20 protein-coding genes are annotated in these 21,385 nt (G+C 73.6%); 12 read left to right on the top strand and 8 right to left on the bottom strand.

Annotation, left to right across the window (positions count from 1 at the left end; all coding sequences use genetic code 11):
- Window positions 1–141 precede the first annotated feature (141 nt).
- The 3 genes from ACH4EB_RS25730 to ACH4EB_RS25720 all read left to right on the top strand — a co-directional run bounded on the left by ACH4EB_RS25730 (window position 142) and on the right by ACH4EB_RS25720 (window position 3,455).
- Entirely contained in the window at window positions 142–903 is a 762-nt protein-coding gene (locus ACH4EB_RS25730; RefSeq protein WP_398350042.1) for a FadR/GntR family transcriptional regulator, read from the top strand.
- Window positions 896–2,185 carry a CynX/NimT family MFS transporter gene (locus tag ACH4EB_RS25725; RefSeq protein ID WP_398350041.1) on the top strand — a complete coding sequence of 430 codons (1,290 nt, stop codon included), beginning with the start codon at window positions 896–898 and terminating at the stop codon, window positions 2,183–2,185. The genes ACH4EB_RS25730 and ACH4EB_RS25725 overlap by 8 nt, the downstream gene beginning before the upstream one ends.
- A 148-nt stretch (window positions 2,186–2,333) precedes the next feature.
- Complete coding sequence (locus tag ACH4EB_RS25720) at window positions 2,334–3,455, top strand: magnesium and cobalt transport protein CorA (protein ID WP_398350139.1); 1,122 nt, start codon at window positions 2,334–2,336, stop codon at window positions 3,453–3,455.
- Window positions 3,456–3,579: 124 nt separating this feature from the next.
- Here ACH4EB_RS25720 and ACH4EB_RS25715 read toward each other — a convergent pair whose 3' ends face one another.
- The 3 genes from ACH4EB_RS25715 to ACH4EB_RS25705 form a co-directional block, all read right to left on the bottom strand.
- Window positions 3,580–5,043 carry a CoA transferase gene (locus ACH4EB_RS25715; RefSeq protein WP_398350040.1) on the bottom strand — a complete coding sequence of 488 codons (1,464 nt, stop codon included), beginning with the start codon at window positions 5,041–5,043 and terminating at the stop codon, window positions 3,580–3,582.
- Between the two features lie 197 nt (window positions 5,044–5,240).
- Entirely contained in the window at window positions 5,241–6,236 is a 996-nt protein-coding gene (locus ACH4EB_RS25710) for an acryloyl-CoA reductase (protein WP_398350039.1), read from the bottom strand.
- Window positions 6,237–6,563: 327 nt separating this feature from the next.
- Window positions 6,564–7,424 carry a LysR family transcriptional regulator gene (locus ACH4EB_RS25705; protein WP_398350038.1) on the bottom strand — a complete coding sequence of 287 codons (861 nt, stop codon included), beginning with the start codon at window positions 7,422–7,424 and terminating at the stop codon, window positions 6,564–6,566.
- Between the two features lie 170 nt (window positions 7,425–7,594).
- Here ACH4EB_RS25705 and ACH4EB_RS25700 point away from each other — a divergent pair, with 170 nt between their 5' ends.
- Window positions 7,595–7,969 (top strand): acylphosphatase, encoded by a 375-nt coding sequence (locus tag ACH4EB_RS25700; RefSeq protein WP_398350037.1) that lies wholly within the window; start codon window positions 7,595–7,597, stop codon window positions 7,967–7,969.
- On the opposite strand, the gene ACH4EB_RS25695 is transcribed toward ACH4EB_RS25700, so the two are convergent.
- Window positions 7,957–9,399, bottom strand: a complete 1,443-nt coding sequence (locus tag ACH4EB_RS25695) for an FAD-dependent monooxygenase (protein WP_398350036.1) — start codon at window positions 9,397–9,399, stop codon at window positions 7,957–7,959. The two genes, ACH4EB_RS25700 and ACH4EB_RS25695, sit on opposite strands and share 13 nt — an antisense overlap.
- A gap of 76 nt (window positions 9,400–9,475) precedes the next feature.
- Here ACH4EB_RS25695 and ACH4EB_RS25690 point away from each other — a divergent pair, with 76 nt between their 5' ends.
- From ACH4EB_RS25690 to ACH4EB_RS25670, 5 genes are all read left to right on the top strand, one after another.
- Window positions 9,476–10,141 carry a TetR/AcrR family transcriptional regulator gene (locus ACH4EB_RS25690; RefSeq protein ID WP_398350035.1) on the top strand — a complete coding sequence of 222 codons (666 nt, stop codon included), beginning with the start codon at window positions 9,476–9,478 and terminating at the stop codon, window positions 10,139–10,141.
- A 75-nt stretch (window positions 10,142–10,216) separates the two neighbouring features.
- Window positions 10,217–11,305 (top strand): helix-turn-helix transcriptional regulator, encoded by a 1,089-nt coding sequence (locus ACH4EB_RS25685; protein ID WP_398350034.1) that lies wholly within the window; start codon window positions 10,217–10,219, stop codon window positions 11,303–11,305.
- Between the two features lie 151 nt (window positions 11,306–11,456).
- Window positions 11,457–13,733, top strand: a complete 2,277-nt coding sequence (locus ACH4EB_RS25680; protein ID WP_398350033.1) for a heavy metal translocating P-type ATPase — start codon at window positions 11,457–11,459, stop codon at window positions 13,731–13,733.
- A gap of 370 nt (window positions 13,734–14,103) precedes the next feature.
- Window positions 14,104–15,042, top strand: a complete 939-nt coding sequence (locus ACH4EB_RS25675) for a beta-ketoacyl-ACP synthase III (RefSeq protein ID WP_398350031.1) — start codon at window positions 14,104–14,106, stop codon at window positions 15,040–15,042.
- An 82-nt stretch (window positions 15,043–15,124) separates the two neighbouring features.
- Window positions 15,125–15,550, top strand: coding sequence for a VOC family protein (locus ACH4EB_RS25670; protein ID WP_398350029.1), 426 nt, complete (start codon window positions 15,125–15,127; stop codon window positions 15,548–15,550).
- A gap of 43 nt (window positions 15,551–15,593) precedes the next feature.
- Here ACH4EB_RS25670 and ACH4EB_RS25665 read toward each other — a convergent pair whose 3' ends face one another.
- The 3 genes from ACH4EB_RS25665 to ACH4EB_RS25655 form a co-directional block, all read right to left on the bottom strand.
- Window positions 15,594–15,818, bottom strand: a complete 225-nt coding sequence (locus ACH4EB_RS25665) for a hypothetical protein (RefSeq protein WP_398350028.1) — start codon at window positions 15,816–15,818, stop codon at window positions 15,594–15,596.
- Window positions 15,819–15,886: 68 nt separating this feature from the next.
- Window positions 15,887–16,798 carry a glutaminase gene (locus ACH4EB_RS25660; RefSeq protein ID WP_398350027.1) on the bottom strand — a complete coding sequence of 304 codons (912 nt, stop codon included), beginning with the start codon at window positions 16,796–16,798 and terminating at the stop codon, window positions 15,887–15,889.
- 10 nt (window positions 16,799–16,808) lie between these two features.
- Complete coding sequence (locus ACH4EB_RS25655; RefSeq protein ID WP_398350138.1) at window positions 16,809–17,534, bottom strand: helix-turn-helix domain-containing protein; 726 nt, start codon at window positions 17,532–17,534, stop codon at window positions 16,809–16,811.
- A 172-nt stretch (window positions 17,535–17,706) separates the two neighbouring features.
- Between ACH4EB_RS25655 and ACH4EB_RS25650 the strand changes: the two genes are divergently transcribed.
- The 3 genes from ACH4EB_RS25650 (at window position 17,707) to ACH4EB_RS25640 (ending at window position 19,647) form a co-directional block, all read left to right on the top strand.
- Complete coding sequence (locus ACH4EB_RS25650) at window positions 17,707–17,940, top strand: hypothetical protein (RefSeq protein WP_398350026.1); 234 nt, start codon at window positions 17,707–17,709, stop codon at window positions 17,938–17,940.
- Window positions 17,941–18,114: 174 nt separating this feature from the next.
- Window positions 18,115–18,708, top strand: coding sequence for an N-acetylmuramoyl-L-alanine amidase (locus tag ACH4EB_RS25645; protein ID WP_398350025.1), 594 nt, complete (start codon window positions 18,115–18,117; stop codon window positions 18,706–18,708).
- Window positions 18,709–18,735: 27 nt separating this feature from the next.
- Window positions 18,736–19,647: a 1-aminocyclopropane-1-carboxylate deaminase/D-cysteine desulfhydrase gene (locus ACH4EB_RS25640; protein ID WP_398350024.1), complete on the top strand. Its 912-nt coding sequence runs from the start codon at window positions 18,736–18,738 to the stop codon at window positions 19,645–19,647.
- Between the two features lie 58 nt (window positions 19,648–19,705).
- On the opposite strand, the gene ACH4EB_RS25635 is transcribed toward ACH4EB_RS25640, so the two are convergent.
- A complete protein-coding gene (locus tag ACH4EB_RS25635; RefSeq protein ID WP_398350023.1) occupies window positions 19,706–21,310 on the bottom strand; it encodes a Na+/H+ antiporter in 1,605 nt (534 codons plus the stop codon).
- Window positions 21,311–21,385 lie beyond the last annotated feature (75 nt).

Here is a 21,385-nt window from a genome sequence, read left to right as displayed (position 1 = left end):
CCGCGGTTCGGGTCCGGCGGGCCCCACCGCCGTGCCGTGATCACGAGATCACCGGTGCTCCCAGGTTAACCCGGGCTGTTTGACACCGCCAAACATGGGATGTTCCTATCACCGGTGGAATCGAGAGGGAGGACGGCGTCCATGCCGCTGCGCAGCACCGCCCGCACCAGCCTGGTGGACCTGGTCATCGAGCAGATGGAACAGCTCATCACCGACGGCGAGTGGGAGGTCGGCGGGAAGATCCCCGCCGAGCCCGTGCTCGTCGAGACGCTCGACGTGGGCCGCAACACCGTCCGCGAGGCGGTCCGCGCCCTCGTGCACACCGGGATGCTGGAGCCTCGGCAGGGCGACGGGACGTACGTACGGGCCAACAGCGACTTCGGCGCGGCCGTGCAGCGCAGGCTGCGCAGGGCCGCCGACCTGGAGGCGTACGAAGTCCGGGCGTCCCTGGAGCGGGACGCGGCCCGTTACGCCGCGCTGCGCCGCACCGACGACGACCTGGCGGCACTGCGGGACGCGCTCGCCGAGCGCGACCGGGCCTGGGGGAACAGCGACGTCACCGCGTTCATCGACGCGGACATGCGCTTCCACCGGACGGTCGCCGCGGCAGCCCACAACAGCGTCCTCGCGGACCTGTACGAGCACTTCAGCGACGCCCTGCGCGGCACCCTTCAGGCCGTCATCCGCAGGCCGCTGCCCGATTCCGTACGCCACCAGTTCGACGCGCACACCGCCATCGCCGACGCCATCGAGGCCCGGGACCCGGACGCCGCCGAACAGGCCGCGCTGGCCCACCTGACCGAGGCCATGGACGCGCTGCGCGCGGCACGGCCGGACGACGAGGCGCCGGTGGCGGACGCCCGAGCACGTGAAGCAGGCCCAGGAGATGAACACCATGCATGACGACGGACCGGCCGCCCCTCTGACCGCCCCCGGCACCGGTGGCGCCGCGCGGCCGGACGCGCCCGCCGGAGACGCCGCCCCGCCCGCCCCGGCGCCGGGCGCCACCGGACGCCGCGCCCTCTACCTGGGCGCCGGCGTCGTCCTCCTCGCGCTCAACCTGCGCCCCTCCCTCGTCGCCGTGTCCCCGCTGGCCGGCACCATCCGCGCGGAGAGCGGCATGTCGGCCGCGGCCACCAGCCTGCTGACCGCGCTGCCGCTGCTCTGCTTCGGACTGCTCGCCCCGATCGCGCCGCGGCTCGGCCGCCGCTTCGGCATGGAGCGCTCGCTGCTCGGCACCATGGCGCTGATCTGCGCGGGCACGGCGCTGCGGCTGCTGGACTCGGTGGTCGCGCTGTTCGCCGGGACGGTCGTGATCGGCGCGGGCATCGCCGTCGCCAACGTCCTGCTGCCCGGTCTGATCAAGCGCGACTTCGCGGCCAGGTCCGGGCTGATGACCGGCCTGTACTCGATGTCGCTGTTCGGCGGCGCGGCCCTGGCGGCCGGTGTCACCGTGCCGGTGCAGCGCGCTGCCGGGCTGAGCTGGCAGGCCACCCTGGCGTGCTGGGGCTCGCTGGCGGTCGTCGCGATGGTGGTGTGGCTGCCGCAGGTGCGCAGCCGTACGCGTACCACCGCGGCCACGGCCCGGGAGGCCGCCCACCCCGTGCGCGGCCTGTGGCGCTCCCCGCTGGCCTGGCAGGTCACCGCGTACATGGGCCTGCAGTCGCTCAGCTACTACGCGGCGGCCGCCTGGCTGCCGACCATGCTCACCGATGCCGGAATGAGCGCGGGCGACGCGGGCTGGATGCTGTCGTTCTCCTCGCTGCTGGGCATCGCGGGCTCGTTCCTCGCCCCGGTGATCGTCGGGCGGCGGCTGTCGGCGGGCGCGCTGGCCACGCTCGGCGCGGTGCTCTGCGCGGCCGGTTTCGCCGGCATGCTGGCCGCCCCGGCCGGTGGCGCGTACGTGTGGATGACGCTGCTGGGCCTCGGCCAGGGCACGGCCATCAGCCTGGCCCTGCTGTTCATCGTCCAGCGCGCTCCGGACATCCGGCACACCGCGCAGCTCTCCAGCATGGCCCAGTGCTTCGGCTACGTCCTGGCGGCCACCGGACCCGCGGTGCTGGGCGCCGTGCACGACGCGTCGGGCGGCTGGGCGGTGCCGGTGACCGTGCTGCTGGTCCTGCTCGTCCCGCAGGTGGCGATGGGCCTGGGCGCCGCTCGGCCGCGGCATGTCGCGGGGAGCTGACAACCGGTACGTAGGCGGCGTGGCGCAGGGCGCTGATCCCGGTACGTACGCGCCCGGAGCGGGGCGATCCGTACGGGCGGGAGGTGTGCGGAGCCGCCGTGACGCCTCCCGCCCCGCCGGACGGCCGGGCCATACTGGTGCGGTGTCGGTGATCAGCAACCTCCGTAAAGCGGTCCGCCTGCCGCAGCAGCGGCGCCGTGGTGTCGACCTCAGCCACCCGGCGCGGTCCCCGCTGGGCACCGCCGTGGTGAACTGCGCCGTCTACGAAAAGGGCGTCCGCCAGCCGGGCGACCAGCCGGCCGAGGAGGCCGTCCGCCGGGTCCGCGACTCGGGCGACGGCTTCGTGTGGATCGGTCTGCACGAGCCGTCGGAGAAGGAGTTCGCCGGCATCGCCGAGCTGTTCGGTCTGCACCCGCTCGCCGTCGAGGACGCGGTGCACGCACACCAGCGGCCGAAGCTGGAGCGCTACGACAGCTCGCTGTTCACGGTGTTCAAGACGGTCTGCTACGTGGAGCACGACCGGCTCACCGAGACCAGCGAGGTGGTGGACACCGGCGAGATCATGGTCTTCACCGGCGCCGACTTCGTCATCACCGTCCGGCACGGCGGTCACGGCTCGCTCGGCCCGCTGCGCGAGCAGTTGGAGGCGGATCCGGAGCAGTTGGCCATCGGCCCGTCGGCGGTGCTGCACGCCATCGCGGACCTGGTCGTGGACGACTACCTGGACGTCGCCGCCGCCGTGCAGGACGACATCGACGACGTCGAGAGCGAGGTCTTCGCCGCGAGCCCGCGCCGCGCCGCCGACGAGGAGCCGCGCCGCGGCACGCCCACCGGCGCGGGCCGGATCTACCAGCTCAAGCGGGAACTCCTGGAGCTGAAACGGGCGGTGGCGCCGCTCACCCGTCCGCTCCAGGCGCTGGCCACCCAGCCGATGGCGCCGGTGGACCCGCACATCACCACCTACTTCCGCGACGTGTCGGACCACCTGGAGCGGGTGACCGAGCAGATCAACGCCTTCGACGAACTGCTCAATTCCATACTCCAGGCCCACCTCGCGCAGGTCACCGTGGCCCAGAACGAGGACATGCGGCGAATCAGCGCCTGGGTCGCGATCCTCGCCGTACCGACGATGGTGTGCGGCATCTACGGCATGAACTTCGACCACATGCCGGAGAAGCACTGGACCTTCGGCTATCCGCTGGTCATGGCCGTGACACTCACGCTCTGTTTCCTCATCCGCCGCGGCTTCAAGCGGAACGGGTGGCTGTAGGGCGGACCGCCCCCCCCGCGTCGGCCTCGCGGCACGGGCCGGTCGCTTCGCGGGCCTTCCCCGCGGCCGCGCACGGCCGGTGAGAACGGCGCCCGCCGGTGCGTCGTCCGCGCCGTCTCCCGGGTCAGCGCGGAAGCCACTCCGGCCGCGAACTGCCCAGGCGCGGGGTCGTCCCCGCCCAGCGGGGTGGGGTGTCGGACATGCGCACGACAGGGCCCAGGCTCTTCAGATCGCCGTAAACGGTGGCGTCGTCCAGCACCGCGTAGCGTGCGAACTCATCCGGGTCGAGCCGGCCGGCCGCGTCCTCGAAGCCGCTGATCAGCCCCTGTCGCTGGACGAGCATCGCGGACTGGCAGAGGGAGACGTGGACGTGGTAGGTCCCGCCTTCGCGGGCGCGGCGGGCGAGGGCGAGCATGGCGCCGAAGCTCCCCAGGAAGCCGGTGAGGAAGTCGCAGAGGTAGACCGGTGTCAGGTGCGGGCGGCCGGCCCTCGTCGCCTGCCCCTGGATGTCACAGACGCCGGTGACGGCCTGTGCCACCTGGTCCCAGCCGGCACGGGCACCGAACGGGCCACCCGAGCCGAAACAGTCGACCGTCACGTACACCAGTCCCGGACGGATGGCCGCGAGGTCGCCCGGGCCGAAGCCGTGCGCCTCCAGGCGGCGCGGACGGTATCCCTCGATGAACACGTCCGCCCCGGCCGCCAGTTCGCGCAGGCGCGCCGCCTGGTCCGGCTCGGTGAAGTCCAGATAGGTGCTGCGCTTGCCGTGGCTGGTGTCGCGGACGAACGGCGGCACCTGGGGAAGGCGCGGCGCGGTGACCATGAGTACGTCCGCTCCGTGCTCGGCCATGCCCAGGGCCGCGGTGGGCCCCGCGAGGATCCGGGTGAGGTCGAGCACGCGGAGGCCGGCCAGCGGCTCGGGGGCGCCGGGTCGGGGCCCGGGGGCACTGGGTAGGGGCTCGGGGGCGCTGTCGCCGAGCTTGGTGATCTCGACGACCGGGCGCGCGGCGAGATAGGCGCCCTGCGGGTGGGCCAGCCACTCCCGCGCGGTGCGCACGACCCCGCCGCACGCGTCGGCGGCGGCGATCGCGTCTTCGAGGTCGTCAGCCTTCCACCTGCGGACCGCGGCTCCGACCGAGGCGGGGACAGCCTCGCAGCCCAGCACGTCCAGCACCCGGCGTTCGAGGTGCGGAAGGTTGAAGTGGGGCACGAACCAGCGGTCGTCGGCGGTCCGCCAGGGCCGGGTGAGCGACACCATGTGCTCGACGTCGGGCGAGACCGGGGCGGGACGGTACGCACCCGTCGCGTCGCGGACGAGGGTCATGTCCTCGCCGCCGAGGGCCGTGGCGGCCGCGGCCCGTACATCGATCCCGATCTGCTGCCGCTGTCCCGTCCGCAGTTCCCACAGATCGTTCGCCGCCACCGCGCGGGCGGCCAGGGCGTCGGCGAGGGTCCGGCCGATGCGCAACGGCGAGGCGAACAACGGATCGGAGCCGCTGATCGTCACCTCGCCGGGCGCCGGCCGATCACCACCGCGCAGCGCCATGAGTTCGTCGAAGGCTCGCGGGGTCGGGGACGTGTTGGTCATGAGGTCTTCCTTGGTCCGGTCCGGTGCTGTCCAGTGCTGTCTGCCGCTGCCCCTGCCTGTTCGGTCCTGTCGTGGCTGGTCCTGGATGGTCCTGGATGGTCCTGACCGCCGCGGGGCGCGGGGCGCGGGTCGCGTGGTCAGGTGCGGCAGGTGGATGGGCGCGGCTGGGGTGCGGAGGTCCGCGCGGGTCGGCCGGGTCAGTGTGCGCGGACGTCGACGACGGTGCGGCCCGTACCGTGGCCGGCGAGTACGTCGGCGGCGGCCTCCTGCGCGGCGGCGAGAGGGAGGCAGCGCGTCACGGTGTCGAGCAGGTCGGGGTCGAGGTGGCGTGCGAGGAGCTGCCAGGCGGCTTCGCGACGCTCGCGAGGCGTACGTACGGAGTCGATGCCGAGGAGGGAGACGCCGCGGAGGATGAACGGCAGGACATTCCCGGGGAACGCGGCGCTCGCGGCGAGGCCGCAGGTGGTGGCGGTACCGGAATGCCGCAGCCCGGCGAGGGCACCGGCCAGGACGGGGCCGCCGACCGCGTCGATCACTCCTGCCCAGCGCTGCTTGGCGAGCGGCTTGCCCCGGGTGTCGAGTTCCGCCCGGTCGAGGATGTGGGCGGCGCCGAGCAGGGTGAGCTGGTCGTGCAGGGTGTCCGGGCGGCCGGTCACGGCGATCACTTCGTAACCGGAATGGGCCAGCAGGGCGATGGCGACCGAACCGACGCCGCCGCCGGCCCCGGTGACCAGGACGGGGCCGTGCGCGGGGGTCAGTCCGTGCTGTTCGAGGGCGAGGAGGCTGAGGGCGGCGGTGAATCCGGCGGTACCGATCGCCGCGGCCCGGGCCGGGGTGAAGGGGGCGGGCACCGGGACGATGTCCGCTCCGTCGACGGCCGCGAGACCGGCGAGGCCGCCGTGCCGGTCCTCCCCGAGCCCGGCACCGTTGAGGGTGACGAGGTCGCCCCGGCGCCAGCGGGGGTGCCGGGAGGTGAGGACTTCCCCGGTCACGTCGATACCGACCACGAGTGGGTGACGGCGGATCACACCGGGTCGGCTGTGCAGGGCGAGGGCGTCCTTGTAGTTGATGCTGGAGTAGTGCACCAGCACGGTGGTGTCGCGGTCGTCCAGGATCCCGCTGTCGAGTTCTTCGAGGGCGGTGCGCTGCCCGTCGGGGGTCTCGCGAGCGATCCATCCGGTGAATGGGGTCATGGTGTTGGCCCTTCTGTTGCGCCTGCGGCTGACGGAATCGGGCGGCCGGCTGCGCGCACAGGGGGCTCACTCCTTCAGGAGGTTCTCCCCGCGGCGGCCTCTCCTTCTCGACGCTAGGCAACCCGCCGACCGCCCGGAAATGCCCCTTACGCTGCATCTATGCCCCACAGGCATAGCCGGAGGCCAGGCGTGACCAGAGGCCAGGCTCAGCCGGAAGCCAGTCGCGGCTCTCAGCCAGGGCCAGTCACGGCTGGAGGCCAGGCATGCCCGGAGACCGGCAAGGGGCCCCAGCGGGAGCCACCCGGCCACCGCACCACGCCCGCAGCGTCACGCGGGCGTGCTCTGCAGGGCGGCGTCCAGGAAGCGGCGGATCAGCGTCCGCTGAGTCCCGGGCAGGTGCACGAGACCGACCGGACTGGGAGGCGCGTTGGTGAGGGGGACGAATCGCAGAGCGGGGTGCTGGGCGCGGCGTTGTGCGACCTCGGGGACGATGCCGATGCCCCGGTTGGCGGCCACCGTCTCCAGCCATTCGTCGTAGTTGGCCGTTTCGACGATCTCGGCCGGGCGCCGGCCGGCGGGCCACGACCCGGGACCGGTGGTTCCGTTGACCGTGTTGACGACCAGCGGCCAGTCCTGGACGTCGTTCCAGTCCAGATGCCCGAAGCGGGTCAGCTCGCTGCGCTCCGAGCAGACGGCGATGCGCGGCTCGTCGTACAGACGCACGGTCCGCATCCCCGCCGGCACCTCGGCGTCCCCCCGGACCAGGGCGATGTCGACCGTGCGCTGCCGCAGTGCCTGGACGGGGTCGTCGGTGCGGGTCAGGGCGACCGAGGCTCCGGTGCTCTCCTCGAAGCGGTCGACGGTCCGCTGCGCCCAGGGGTCGGGCAGCAGCCAGCCGAAGCCGAGCCGGAGGGTGGCCCGGTGCCCGACCGAGGCCAGGGCGTCGTCCAGGGCGGCGAGGACCCGCTCGGCGTGCTCCAGGAACTGCGCGCCGGTGTCGGTCGGTTCGACGTGCCGGGAGGACCGGTCGAGGAGCAGGACGTTCAGCCTGTTCTCCAGTTGCGCGATCGTACGGCTGAGCGCCGGCTGCGTGATCAGCAGTTCCTCGGCGGCCCGGGAGAAGGAGCGATGGCGGGCCACTGACGTGAAGGCCCGCAGGTGCCGCAGTTCTATGTCCGTGCTCGTCATGGTGGTCACCGAGGTCCATGCGCGTCGTGCATGGCAGCAGACTAACGGGCATTTCACAGGCGGAAACGGGCTGCTTAGCGTCAAAGGGAAACCGAACCGACGGCCGACCGCACCCCCGCCTCGGCGGCCGGCCCCGTCCTCCCGTTCACTCCTTTCCGAGGGGCTCCCCCGTGCTCATCCGGCGACATCTCCACGTCCGCGGCCTCGTGCAGGGCGTGTACTACCGCGACACCTGCCGTCAACTGGCCGAGGAAGCAGGCGTGACCGGATGGGTCCGCAATCTTCACAACGGCGACGTGGAAGCCGTCTTCGAGGGTTCACCGGGCAACGTCACCCGCCTGGTGCGCTGGGCCGCCGCGGGCCCGGGCGCCGCTGAAGTGACCCGGTGCACCGTGACTGCCGAACGACCGGAAGGCCGCCGGGACTTCCGTGTCCTGCCCGACGCCCGGCCCGCGTGGCGCGAGACCGCGGGGCCGCCGGGCGAGGGCGAGGGCCGGCCCCGCCACCGGCCCCGGTGGCTCGGCGGCCCGGCTCAGGCCAGGTAGCCGTCCGGGCGGATCAGGAAGGTGTCGCCCGGCGCCGCCGCGTACCCCGCGAAGGCGTGGCCCTCGGCGTCGACGACGTACCGTCCGCGCCCGCGCTGTCCGTACTGTCCGCCGCCGGGCTCCTGACCACCGGACTCCCGACTGCCGGACGCTGGGCCGCCGGGCTCCTCGCCGGGGCGCAGGACGGCATAGGCGTGCTCCTCGTCCGGAGCGGGTGCGCCGAAGGTCAGCCGGGTGAAGTGCGGGCCGCGGAAGAGGTCGAAGAGGCGGACGTGCTTGCCGTCCGCGTCGAGCAGCGGGGCGTCCGGGGCGCGGTCGCCGGTGACGAGGGGGCCGGTGGCGTCCGGGGCGCGGTAGGTGATGTCGAGGCCGAAGCCCTCCTCCCCGCGCTTGTGGGCGTCCGCCGCACCCGTGACGTACTTGTTCAGCAGCTCGGTGCTGACGCCGAGGACGCGGGCCGCGACCGCCCGCCGCTCCGTCTCGTAGGTGTCGAGCGCGGTCTGCGCGGCCAGCTTCCAGCCGAGGTTGTAGGCGTCCTGCACGCCCGTGTTCAGGCCCTGGCCGCCGGTCGGCGGGTGGACGTGCGCGGCGTCGCCGGCCAGGAAGACGCGGCCCACCCGGTACCGCTCGGCCAGGCGTACGTTCGGCCGCCACACCGTCGACCAGCCGTGCCCGGTCAGGCGCACACCGGCCGAGAACCGGTCGAGGGCGGCCTGCATCGTCTCCAAGGACGCGTCGTCGCCCTCTCCCAGGGGCGAGATGAACTGGAACTGTCCGGTGCCGGGCAGCGGGGTCAGCGCGGCGCCCTGGAAGGGGGCGTCCGCCCCGGCGAACCAGTGGCCGACCGTGGGGTCGAGGTCCGGCGCCGTCACATCGCCGACCAGCACGCGGAAGGTCTCGTCGGTGGTGCCGGGGAAGGCCACACCGATCGCCTTGCGGACGGTACTCGCGCCGCCGTCGGCGCCGACGAGGTAGTCGAACCGGGTCTCCTCGCCGGTGGCGAGCCGCGCGGTCACGCCGTCCGCGTCCTGTTCGAGGCCGACCAGCGCGGTGCCGAGTTCGACGCGTACGCCGAACTCCAGCAGCCGCGCCCGCAGGATCTCCTCGGTCTGCGACTGGCCCAGCACCCATCCGTTCGGGTACGGCACGCCGGGGCCGGGCTCGCGCGGCTCGCTCATCCAGTGCTCGCCCACGAACCGGCCGTCGAGGTGGGCGTGCAGCGGCGCCGGCGGTGCCCCGGCGGCCCGTACGGCGTCCAGCACGCCGAGGTCGTCGAAGACCTCCAGCGTGCGGGGCTGGAGGCCGTCGCCGCGTGAGCCGTCGAAGTGCGCGGTCGCCTTGTCGATCATCCGGACCGCTACGCCGCGCCGGGCCAGTTCGATGCCCAGCGTCAGTCCGGTCGGGCCGCCGCCCACCACAAGTACACGCATAATGAATCTCCATTCACTGAATCTGGATTCATCGTGCGGGCTGCTAGCGTGCGCTGTCAAGGGAGCAGGAGGAGACGTGAAGCGCGCGGAGCGGGCCGGCGAGACAAGGGCGGCGCTGATCCAGGCGGCCAAGCGGCGGTTCGCCGCCCACGGCTACCTGAACACCAAGATCACCGACATCACGGCGGAGGCCGGCCGCGCCGCGGGCTCCTTCTACCGCCACTTCACGAGCAAGGAAGACCTGCTCAAGGCGCTGCTGGACGAGCTGGCCGCGGCGAGCGACGCGTACGCCGGCACCGACGAGCACAAGTCGGACTTCACCGACCCGGACGCGATCCGCTACCACGTGGCCGTCTACTGGCGTATGTACCGGGAGCACGCGCCGACCATGGTCGCGCTGCGCCAGGCGGCGCTCGTCAGCGAGGACTTCGCCCGCACCCTCGACCGGTTCCGCCGCGCCCAGTTCGACGACCTGGCCGGCCATCTGCGACACGTACAGAACCCGCCGGCCTCTCCCGAGGTCACCCTGATGCTGCTCAGCACGATGCTGGACGCCCCCGCGCAGCCGTGGCCCGGGATGTCGGAGGAGGAGGCCGTCGAGGCGGTCACCCGCTTCATCTACCGCGCCCTGAACGGCAGGGACTACGCGCCCCGGGCGCAGGAGGCACAGGAGGCACAGGAGGCACGGGAGACGCCGCGGACACAGGAGGCGCAGGAGGCACAGGAGGCGCACGGGACGTAGGGGAACAAGGGACGCAGGGGCGCGATCTCCCGCGCAGGACAGGTCCTGTCCTACTTGCCCGCCATCATTCATGGCATGAGCGAGACCTCGGCACGCCTGCTGAACCTGCTGTCCCTCCTCCAGACACCCCGCGAGTGGCCCGGCAGTGAACTGGCCGGCCGCCTGCGGGTCACCACCCGCACCATCCGCCGCGACATCGAGCGGCTGCGCGACCTCGGCTACCCGGTGCACGCCACGATGGGCGCGGAGGGCGGATACCGGCTCGCCGCGGGCACCGCGATGCCCCCGCTGCTGCTGGACGACGAGGAGGCGGTGGCCATCGCCGTCGGATTGCGTTCGGCGGCCGGGCACGCCGTAGACGGCATCGAGGAGGCGTCCGTACGCGCCCTGGCCAAGCTGGAACAGGTCCTGCCGTCCCGGCTGCGGCGGCGGGTGGGCACCCTGGGCACCGCCACCGTACCGATGCCCGCCGGGGACGGCCCGACCGTCGACCCCGCGCATCTGACCGCGCTGGCGGCGGCCGTCACCAACCGGGAGCGGGTGCGCTTCACCTACCTGGCGGGCGACGGCGTCCGCTCCAAGCGCCTGGTGGAGCCGCACCGGCTGGTCGCGGCCGGCCGCCGCTGGTACCTCGTGGCGTACGACGACGAGCGCGAGGACTGGCGGATCTTCCGCGTGGACCGGCTGAGCGAGCCGTACCCCACCGGGGTACGCACGCCGCCGCGCGAGCTGCCCGCCGAGGACGCCGCCGCGTTCATCACGGAGCGGATGCAGGGCATGGGGCCCGGCTGCGCCGCGGTGGTCACGGTGCACGCGCCCGCCGCCGAGGTGGGCGGCCGACTGGGCCGCGCGGCGGCGACGGTGGAGCCGCTCGGCGAGGGTGCGTGCCGGGTGCGCACCCGCCCCGACTCGCTGGAGTGGACGGCGTTCCAACTGGCGATGCTCGGCAGCGAATTCACGGTGCACGAGCCCGCGGAACTGGCGGAGTACCTACGGCGACTGGGCGGTCGGGTGCTGCGGGCGGCCGCGGGAGAGGGCGACGCGGCGACGGAGGGGGCCGGCATGGCGGAGGAGGGTGGCCCGGCGGCGGCCGACGGCGGCACGAGGGCAGAGGCGCGTGGGGACGGAGTGACGGGCGGTGAGGGATGCACGGACGGGGAGTGAGAGCCAGGGGTGACGGGCGGCACCACGGGTACCGGTCCGGACGGGCCACCGAATACCCGGCAGGGGTAGCATCTATACCCCTAGGGGGTATACAGTCCAGACAGTGGACGCGACAGCACCCGCCGCCCCCGCGCCTCCCGAAGGAGCAGCCATGACCACCACCGTCGACGAGCACCGCATCGAGCTGGAGATCGGCGGCATGACCTGCGCCTCCTGTGCCGCCCGCGTCGAGAAGAAGCTCAACCGCATGGACGGCGTCACCGCCACCGTCAACTACGCCACGGAGCGGGCGAAGGTCACGTACGAGGACGGCGCCGGCGTCGATGTCGCCGACCTGATCGCCACCGTCGAGAAGACCGGCTACACGGCCGCCGTCCCGGAGCCCCCGGCCCCCGCCCCACCGCCACCGGAGCCCGGCGCGGCCCCGGCGCCGGAGCCGGGCACCGACCCCCTCGCCCCGCTGCGGCAGCGCCTGACCGTCTCGGCGCTCCTGGCCGTACCGGTGATCCTGATGGCGATGATCCCGGCCCTGCAGTTCACCAACTGGCAGTGGCTGTCGCTGACCCTGGCGGCGCCGGTCGTGGCGTACGGTGCCTGGCCGTTCCACAAGGCCGCCTGGACCAACCTGCGGCACGGTACGGCCACCATGGACACCCTGGTCTCCATGGGCACGCTCGCCGCGCTCGGCTGGTCGCTGTGGGCCCTGTTCTTCGGCCACGCCGGGATGCCCGGCATGACCCACCCGTTCGAGCTGACCATCGAGCGCGGCGACGGCGGCGGCAACATCTACCTGGAGGCCGCGGCCGGCGTCACCGCCTTCATCCTGGCCGGACGCTACTTCGAGGCCCGCTCCAAGCGGCGGGCCGGGGCCGCGCTGAAGGCGCTGCTGGAGCTGGGCGCCAAGGACGTCGCGGTACTGCGGGACGGGCGCGAGGTGCGCGTCCCGGTCGGTGAGCTGGCCGTCGGCGACCGCTTCGTGGTCCGCCCGGGAGAGAAGATCGCCACCGACGGCACGGTCGTGGACGGGTCCTCCGCCGTGGACGCCTCGATGCTCACCGGCGAGTCCGTGCCCGTGGAGGTCTCCCCCGGCGACCCGGTCACCGGCGCCACCGTCAACGCGGGCGGCCGGATCGTCGTCGAGGTGACCCGGGTCGGCGCGGACACCCAGCTCGCCCGTATGGCGCGGCTGGTCGAGGACGCGCAGAACGGCAAGGCCGCCGCCCAGCGGCTGGCCGACCGGATCTCCGCCGTCTTCGTCCCGGTCGTCATCGCGCTGGCCCTCGGCACCCTCGGCTTCTGGCTCGCCACCGGCGCGGGCGCGGTCGCCGCGTTCACCGCCGCCGTCGCCGTACTGATCATCGCCTGCCCGTGCGCCCTGGGCCTGGCCACGCCGACCGCGCTCATGGTCGGCACCGGCCGCGGCGCCCAGCTCGGCATTCTGATCAAGGGGCCCGAGGTCCTGGAGACCACCCGCCGCGTCGACACCGTCGTCCTGGACAAGACCGGCACGGTCACCACCGGCGCGATGACCCTCACCGCCGTCCACCTCGCCGACGGTGTGTCCGAGACCGAGGCGCTGCGCCTGGCCGGGGCCCTGGAGCACTCCTCCGAACACCCCATCGCCCGCGCCGTGGCCACCGCGGCGGCCGAGCGTACCGGCGGGCCGCCCGCCCCGGAGGACTTCGCGAACGTGCCGGGGCGCGGCGTCCAGGGCGTCGTCGAGGGCCATGCCGTCCTCGTCGGCCGCACCTCGCTCCTCGCGGAGTGGGCCATCGAGCTGCCCGCCGCCCTGGCGGACGCCAAGGCCGCCGCCGAGGAGGCCGGGCACACGGCGGTCGCCGTCGCCTGGGACGGTCGGGCGCGTGCCGTGCTCGTCGTCGCCGACGCGGTCAAGCCCACCAGCGCCGAGGCGGTCCGCCGGCTGCGCGCCCTGGGTCTGACCCCGGTCCTGCTGACCGGCGACAACGCGGCCGTCGCCCGCTCGGTCGCCACCGAGGTCGGCATCGACGCGGCCCACGTCATCGCCGACGTGCTGCCCGAGGACAAGGTCTCGGTCGTCAAGGCGCTCCAGGCGGAGGGCAGGTCGGTGGCCATGGTCGGCGACGGCGTCAACGACGCGGCCGCCCTCGCCCAGGCCGACCTGGGCCTGGCGATGGGCACCGGCACGGACGCCGCCATCGAGGCCGGCGACCTGACGCTGGTACGGGGCGACCTGCGCGCCGCGGCGGACGCCATCCGCCTCGCCCGCCGCACCCTCGGCACCATCAAGGCCAACCTCTTCTGGGCCTTCGGCTACAACGTCGCCGCGCTGCCGCTGGCCGCCGCCGGACTGCTCAACCCGATGATCGCCGGGGCCGCGATGGCCTTCTCCTCGGTCTTCGTGGTGGCCAACAGCCTCCGGCTGCGCCGCTTCAAGCCGCTCGCCTGAGCGGCGTCACAGCACCGACCGGCCCGGACCCGGCAGCACTTCGCTGCGGGGACCGGGCCGGCGGGGTGTGCGGGGCACGGTCGCGGTGCGGGACCGGCGGTGTGCGCGGGCGCCCGGGCCGGGCGCGGGGAGCACGGGGGGGCTCGGCCCCGCCCGGGACCGGCGGCGTGCGCGGGGTGACGTCCCGGCCCGGCGCCGGCGGCGTGCGCGGGATCACGCACCGGCCCGGCGCCGCCGGACGCGTGCGTACCGCGCCGTCCGTGGTTTCCCTCCAGTTCTCGCCCCCGAAGATTGGCGGTTCACGCTACGTCCCCAGGAGCCACACCCCCAACACTGGACAGACACCGTCCGCACACGCTCAGGGGTTCCCATGACGGGCTCACGCGTCCTGTCTCTCGGCCACTACCAGCCCTCCGAGGTGCTCACCAACGACGACCTCGCGAAGATCGTCGACACCGACGACGCCTGGATCAGCAGCCGCGTCGGCATCCGCACCCGGCACGTCGCGGCCCCCGACGAGAGCGTGGACGCGATGGCCGCCGCCGCGGCGGCCAAGGCGCTCGCCGCGAGCGGCCTGGCCGCGCAGGACATCGACCTCGTCCTGGTGGCCACCTGCACGGCCGTCGACCGCAGCCCCAACACGGCGGCGCGGGTCGCCGCCCGGCTCGGCCTGCCGGCCCCCGCCGCCATGGACGTCAACGTCGTCTGCGCGGGCTTCACCCACGCCCTGGCCACCGCCGACCACGCCATCCGGGCCGGGGCGGCCCGCAACGCGCTGGTCGTCGGCGCCGAGAAGTTCACCGACGTGGTGGACTGGACGGACCGCTCGACCTGCGTACTCGTCGGGGACGGCGCGGGCGCCGCGGTCGTCACGGCGGCGCCGGAACCGGAGATCGGCCCGGTGCTGTGGGGCTCGGTCCCGGAGATGGGCGACGCCGTCCGCATCGAGGGCAGCCCGGCCCGCTTCGCCCAGGAGGGCCAGGCCGTGTACCGCTGGGCGACCACCCGGCTCCCGGCCATCGCCCGCCAGGTGTGCGAGCGCTCCGGCATCCAGCCGGAGGACCTGGCCGGGGTGGTGCTCCACCAGGCCAACCTGCGGCTGATCGAACCGCTCGCGGAGCGCATCGGCGCGGTCAACGCCGTGATCGCGCGCGATGTCGTCGAGTCCGGCAACACCTCGGCCGCCTCCGTGCCGCTGGCCCTGTCCAAGCTGGTGGAGCGGCGGGAGATCGCGCCCGGCGCCCCGGTGCTGCTCTTCGGCTTCGGCGGCAACCTGTCGTACGCGGGGCAGGTCATCCGCTGCCCGTGAGGCGGGGCGCCGGGACCTGACGCGGCCCGGCGTGTCCGATTCCTTCAAGACCCGGACGCGCCCCGTTTCCTACGCTCCCGGTATGAGCGACACAACGCACTCCGCCTCCAAGAGCACGACCCCGCGCCTCGCCGCGATCGGCATGGCCGTCGCCGACATGGCGCGCTCGCTGGCCTTCTACCGGCGCCTGGGCCTGACGGTCCCGGCGGCGGCCGACACCGCGCCGCACGCCGAGGCGACGCTGCCCGGCGGACTCCGCTTGATGTGGGACACGTACGAGACCCTGCGCTCCCTCGACCCCGGGTGGACGCCGTCGGCCGGCGCCGCCCCCACCGGTCTGGCCTTCGAGTGTGCGGGTCCGGCCGAGGTCGACAAGGTCTACGCGGAGCTGACCGGCGCCGGATACACCGGACAGAAGGAGCCGTGGGACGCGCCCTGGGGACAGCGGTACGCGGTGGTCCTGGACCCGGACGGGCACGGGGTGGACCTGTTCGCGGCCCTGGCGTAAGGCGTACGGCCGCACGGCCCGGAGGCGCCGTGGTGAGCCGCCGCTACGGCACCTCCCGCAGGTACAGCGCCCCGCACGAGTGGCAGAAGGGCTCGGCCGCGGCCGTGCCCCAGGCGTCCGCGGACTGCACGGCAGCCTCCGGTTGCAGTTCGCGGCCGCACATCGACTGCGTAGCGTCCAGCCGCACCATGTGCCACAGCTTCACCGGGGTGTCCGCCGACGGCGGCGCTTCGGCCTCCGCGTACTCGGCGCGCATCTCGTGCTCCACGGCAACGCACCTCCTCGCCCCCACCATGCGCCGCAGGGGCACCGCCCGCCATTCGACGGCACCGGCCCTCAGAACACCGACCAGCCGGTCAGCGACGTGAAGTGGTCGAGCGCCGCCGCCCCCGCGACCGAGTTGCCGCGGTGGTCCAGGCCGGGGCTCCACACGCACAGCGTGCAGCGCCCCGGCACCACCGCGACGATGCCGCCGCCGACGCCGCTCTTGGCGGGCAGCCCCACCCGGTACGCGAACTCCCCGGCCGCGTCGTACGTGCCGCAGGTCAGCATCACCGCGTTGATCCGCTTGGCCTCGCGGGCCTCCAGCAGGCGGCTGCCGTCCGCGCGCAGCCCGTGCCGGGCCAGGAACCCGCCGGCTGCCGCCAGGTCGCGGCAGCTCATCTCGATCGAGCACTGCCAGAAGTAGTGCTCGATGACGCTGGGGACGGGGTTCTCCAGGTTGCCGAAGCTGGCCATGAAGTGGGCGAGCGCCGCGTTGCGGTCGCCGTGGTCGGCCTCGGAGTCCGCCACGGCCTGGTCGAAGGCGAGGTCCGGGTTGCCGCTCTCCTCGCGCAGGAAGTGCAGCATCGTGGTGCTGGCGTCGCCGGTCAGCGTCTGGAGGCGGTCGGTGACGACGAGCGCGCCCGCGTTGATGAAGGGGTTGCGCGGGACGCCGTTCTCCCACTCCAGTTGCACCAGCGAATTGAACGGCGTACCGGAGGGCTCGCGGCCGACCCGCTTCCAGATGTCCTCGTTGTCGCTGGCCATGACCAGCGCCAGCGAGAAGGTCTTCGATATGGACTGGACGGAGAACGGGACCTCCCAGTCCCCCACCCCGTACACCTCGCCGTTGATGTCGGCCACCGCAATGCCGAAACGGTCCGTCGGCACCTTTTCCAGAGCCGGTATGTAATCCGCAACCTGCCCATGTCCGACATACGGCCTCGCAAAGGCCGCTACCTCCTCAAGAACGGCCTGGTAGTCCATGACGGACAAGCTACCTCGGGGCCACGATCACCCCCAGCGGGGCCCCTGCCAGCGCCTTCACCTCGCGCGCCAGGTGCGCCTGGTCCGCGTACCCGGCGTGGGCGGCCACGTCCGCGTACGGCATCCCGGCACGGACCAGCTCCAGCGCGCGGACGAGGCGCAGCACCCTGGCCAGCGTCTTGGGCCCGTACCCGAAAGCGTCCAGGCACCGGCGGCGCAACTGCCGCTCGCCGACGCCCACGGTCCGGGCGACCTCGGCCACGGACCGGCCGCGGCCGAGTGCGGCGGCGATCACGTTCCGCGCGGGGTCGGGCGGGTCGGCCGCCTCCCGCAGACGGCGTACGGCGATCTGCTCCAGCACCCGTCCGGGTGAACCGGTCCCGGCCACCGTCCCGGTCAGCCGGTCCACCAGCTCCCGGGGCCACAGCTCCTCCAGGGGCACCCGCCGATCGCGCAGCACGTGCGCCGGCACACCGAAGACGGCGGGCCCCTGCCCGGGGGCGAAGCGCAGTCCGACGCACGTCTCGCCCGGCCGGGCGGCGGGCAGGTGCGCGGTGGTGTCCGGCCCGGCCACGGTCAGCCGGCCGCCCCACCAGAGCAGGTCCGTGCAGCCGTCGGGCAGCACCCGCCGCGGCGCCTGCGCCGGGCCGCCGGGCGCCCGCTTCGCCCAGACGACCGCACCGGCCAGCCGCGAGGCCCGTTCCCGATAGCCGCCCGGGCCGGGCGCCGCGGCCAAGTCGTCGCCCGCGCCGGGGCCCGCGCCCCCGTCCCCGTCCCCGTCCCCGTCCCCGGCACTGTCCACCTCCCCAGACTGACACGGGAACGCGGGTAACGTCCGGACCGTTGATCCGGTACGGCACCGCGACGGCAGCGGGGTCGTCCGCCCCCCAACCTCACCGGAGGCAGCAATGGCAGGCTTTCTCGACCGCGCCAAGGAGCAGGCACAGAGCGCGCTGAACCAGGGCAAGCAGAAGGTCGACGAGGTCCAGCAGCAGCGGGCCGGCAACGACCTGCTGAAGAAGCTGGGCGCGAGCTACTACGCGGAGCGCCGCGGCAGCGGCTCCGCCCAGGCCACCCAGGAGGCGCTGAGCGCGCTGGAGGCCCACATCGCCACCCACGGCGACAGCTTCCTGCGCGGCTGAAAGACATACAGCACAGCGGCTTCCCCGGCTGAAAGCGGTGGAAAGCGGCTGAAACCGCTCGCTCACCCGCTCGTACACACGACGAACGGCTGGTCTGTGACCTGACGTTCCAGTACAAGCGTTTTATGAGGCGGTGCGCGGTCGGCGGCCGCCGCGCACCGAACGGAGTCGGCCATGGCCCCACCCATGTCCGCGAACACCTTCCTCAAAGCCCTCAGAGACGAGGGCCTGGAGATCGTCGAGGTCGGCGAGTGGCGCACGCACAACCGCGAAGGCCACGGTGACTGGGGCCCGGTGCACGGCGTGGTGATCCACCACACCGTCACATCCGGGACCGAGAGCACGGTCCGCCTGTGCTACGACGGCACCTCGGCGCTGCCGGGCCCACTGTGCCACGGCGTGATCACCAAGGACGGCCGGGTGCACCTGGTCGGGTGCGGGCGCGCCAACCACGCGGGCAGCGGCGACCGGGACGTCCTGAACGCGGTGATCGCCGAGAAGCAGCAACTGCCCCCCACCAACCAGTACAACGCCGACGGCAACATCCACTTCTACGGCTTCGAGTGCGAGAACCTGGGCGACGGCAAGGACCCCTGGCCCGAGGCCCAGCTCGCGGCCATCGAGAAGGCCGCGGCGGCGCTGTGCCGGGTCCATGGCTGGAATGAGTACTCGGTCATCGGCCACCTGGAATGGCGCGCGGACAAGATAGACCCCAAGGGCTTCACGATGAAGGACATGCGCGCCCGCATCGGCGCCCGGCTGAAGTAACCCCCGCCGGCACGCGACAATGGCCGGGTGACCTCCCCCGCCCCCGGCCTCGCCGCACTGCGGCCGCGCCTGCCGTCCCCCCTCCAGCACGTCGAGGACGGACGGTTCGCGCGCCGCGGTGTGCGGCTGCTGCTCAAACGGGACGATCTGATCCACCCCGAGCTGCCGGGCAACAAGTGGCGCAAGCTGGAGCCGAACCTGCGGGCGGCGGCCGGGGCCGGAGAGCGCACGCTGCTCACGTTCGGGGGCGCGTACTCCAACCATCTGCGCGCCACCGCCGCGGCCGGCCGCCTCCTGGGGTTCGCGACGGTCGGCGTCATACGCGGCGCCGAACTGGCGGGCCAGCCGCTGAACCCGTCCCTGGCGCGCTGCGCCGCCGACGGGATGCGACTGCACTTCGTCGACCGCGCCACCTACCGCCGCAAGGCCGAACCGGAGACCGCCGCGGCCCTCCGGGAACGTTTCGGCCCGCACTACGCCGTACCGGAAGGGGGCAGCAACGCCCTCGCCGCCCAGGGCTGCGCGGCACTGGGCCGGGAACTGCGCGGCGCGTCGGACGTCGTCGCGGTCGCCTGCGGCACCGGCGGCACGCTGGCCGGTCTGGCCGCCGGCCTGGCACCGGACCAGCGGGCCCTCGGCATCCCCGTCCTCAAGGGCGGCACCCCGCACTTCCTCGCCGCGGAGACCGAACGCCTCCAGTACGCGGCCTTCGGCGGCCGGCGCGGCACATGGGACCTGGACGACCGCTTCCACTGCGGCGGATACGCCCGCATCACCCCCGAGCTGTCAGCCTTCGCCGCCGACTTCGAGGACCGGCACGGCATACCCCTGGAACGCCTCTACGTGGCCAAGCTCCTCCTGGGCCTGACCACCCTGGTCCAGGAGGGCGCCTTCCCGCCCGGCACCACCGTCACCGCGGTCGTGACGGGAGCCCCGTGAGGCGGCGCCCCGCCTCCCGTCCCCGGCCCTCCTGGAGCGGCAGACCGATGCCGCCGCCTCACTCGGCCCCCTCCCGGTAGGCGGCGGCCTCCTCCAGGTCCAGCCGCTTCAGCAGCACCCGCAGCATCTCGTCGTCGATCCGCCGCTCGTCCCGCAGCCGCACGAACACCTTGCGCTCCGCGTCGATCATCTCCCGCGCCAGCCGCCGGTACGTGTCGTCCGCCGTCTCCCCCGTCACCTCGTCGACCGTGCCCAGCCGCTCCCAGACCGCGTTGCGCCGCCGTTCCATGACCGTGCGCAGCCGGTCGGCCAGCGGCCCCGGCAGCGCGTTGCGCCCGTCCTCCAGCAGTTCGGTCAGCCGCTGGTCCGCGGCCCGCGACGCCTCGTTCTGCGCCTGCGCCTCGGCGAGCGTCTCGCCCCGTACGTCCCGGGGCGGCAGCCGCAGCGCGCGGATCAGGGGCGGCAGCGTCAGCCCCTGGACGGCGAGGGTCCCGATGACGGTCGTGAAGGTCAGGAAGAGCACCAGGTTGCGTGCCGGGAACGGGTCGCCGGTGTCCTGGACGGTCACCGGGATCGAGAAGGCGATCGCCAGCGACACCACACCGCGCATCCCGGCCCACCCCACAATCACCGGTGCCTTCCAGTCCGTACCGGGTTCGCGGGTGCGGATGCGTTCCGACAGCGTCCGCGGCAGGAACGTCGCGGGAAAGACCCAGACGAAGCGCGTGAGCACCACCGCCAGGAAGACGACGGCGGCGTACCAGGCGGCCTGCGCGCCGCTGAACTCGCCGAGGCCGCGCAGGACGACCGGCAGTTGCAGGCCGATCAGCGCGAACACCGTCGACTCCAGCACGAAGGAGACCATCTTCCACACGGCCTCCTCCTGGAGCCGCGTCTCGAAGTCGACCTGCCAGGAGCGGTGCCCGAGGTAGAGCGCCACCACGACGACCGCCAGCACACCGGACGCCCCGAACTCCTCGGCGACCTGGTAGGCCACGAACGGGATGAGCAGCGACAGGGTGTTCTCCAGCAGCGGCGCGTCCCGCAGCCGGCACCGCAGCCAGTGCAGCGGGATCATCAGCACCACCCCGACGCCGATGCCGCCGAGCGCCGCGACCGCGAACTCGCGGATGCCGTCGGTCCAGGTCGCGCCCACCCCCGCGGCGGCGGCCACCGCCACCTTGTAGGCGGTGATCGCGGTGGCGTCGTTGACCAGCGACTCGCCCTGGAGGATCGTCGTGATCCGGTTCGGCAGGCGCAGCCTGCGGGCGATGGCGGTGGCGGCCACGGCGTCCGGCGGCGCGACCACCGCGCCCAGGACGAGCGCGGCCGCCGGCGGCAGGTCCGGGACGACCAGGTACGCGACGTACCCGACGGCGACCGTCGCGAAGAGCACGTAGCCGACCGACAGCAGCGCGACCGGCCGCACGTTGGCCCGCAGGTCGAGGTACGAGCTTTCCAGCGCCGCGGTGTGCAGCAGCGGGGGCAGTAGCAGCGGCAGCACGATGTGCGGGTCGAGCGTGTAGTCCGGTACGCCCGGGATGTACGACACCACCAGGCCGGTGACGACGAGCAGCAGCGGCCCCGGCACGGGCGTGCGCCGGGCGGCCCCGGCGACCGCCGCGCTCCCCGCGACCAGCAGCAGTAGTGGCATCACGTCCATCGGCCTCGCCCGTCCCGTCCCGTTCCACCGCGGCCGGCCCGTGCCGCCCCGGTCGCCGCGGCGGCCACCCGTGCC

The organism is Streptomyces sp. NPDC018045 (genome assembly GCF_044327445.1).
Lineage (GTDB): Bacteria > Actinomycetota > Actinomycetes > Streptomycetales > Streptomycetaceae > Streptomyces.
Note: the sequence above shows the minus strand (reverse complement) of the source record. Positions and strands in the feature narration are given on the sequence as shown.

Coding starts and splice junctions, on each gene's coding strand:
- ACH4EB_RS25730 (WP_398350042.1), top strand. CDS start 142: ATGCCGCTGCGCAGCACCGCCCGCACCAGCCTGGTGGACCTGGTCATC.
- ACH4EB_RS25725 (WP_398350041.1), top strand. CDS start 896: ATGCATGACGACGGACCGGCCGCCCCTCTGACCGCCCCCGGCACCGGT.
- ACH4EB_RS25715 (WP_398350040.1), bottom strand. CDS start 5,043: ATGACCAACACGTCCCCGACCCCGCGAGCCTTCGACGAACTCATGGCG.
- ACH4EB_RS25710 (WP_398350039.1), bottom strand. CDS start 6,236: ATGACCCCATTCACCGGATGGATCGCTCGCGAGACCCCCGACGGGCAG.
- ACH4EB_RS25705 (WP_398350038.1), bottom strand. CDS start 7,424: ATGACGAGCACGGACATAGAACTGCGGCACCTGCGGGCCTTCACGTCA.
- ACH4EB_RS25695 (WP_398350036.1), bottom strand. CDS start 9,399: ATGCGTGTACTTGTGGTGGGCGGCGGCCCGACCGGACTGACGCTGGGC.
- ACH4EB_RS25685 (WP_398350034.1), top strand. CDS start 10,217: ATGAGCGAGACCTCGGCACGCCTGCTGAACCTGCTGTCCCTCCTCCAG.
- ACH4EB_RS25680 (WP_398350033.1), top strand. CDS start 11,457: ATGACCACCACCGTCGACGAGCACCGCATCGAGCTGGAGATCGGCGGC.
- ACH4EB_RS25675 (WP_398350031.1), top strand. CDS start 14,104: ATGACGGGCTCACGCGTCCTGTCTCTCGGCCACTACCAGCCCTCCGAG.
- ACH4EB_RS25670 (WP_398350029.1), top strand. CDS start 15,125: ATGAGCGACACAACGCACTCCGCCTCCAAGAGCACGACCCCGCGCCTC.
- ACH4EB_RS25660 (WP_398350027.1), bottom strand. CDS start 16,798: ATGGACTACCAGGCCGTTCTTGAGGAGGTAGCGGCCTTTGCGAGGCCG.
- ACH4EB_RS25650 (WP_398350026.1), top strand. CDS start 17,707: ATGGCAGGCTTTCTCGACCGCGCCAAGGAGCAGGCACAGAGCGCGCTG.
- ACH4EB_RS25645 (WP_398350025.1), top strand. CDS start 18,115: ATGGCCCCACCCATGTCCGCGAACACCTTCCTCAAAGCCCTCAGAGAC.
- ACH4EB_RS25635 (WP_398350023.1), bottom strand. CDS start 21,310: ATGGACGTGATGCCACTACTGCTGCTGGTCGCGGGGAGCGCGGCGGTC.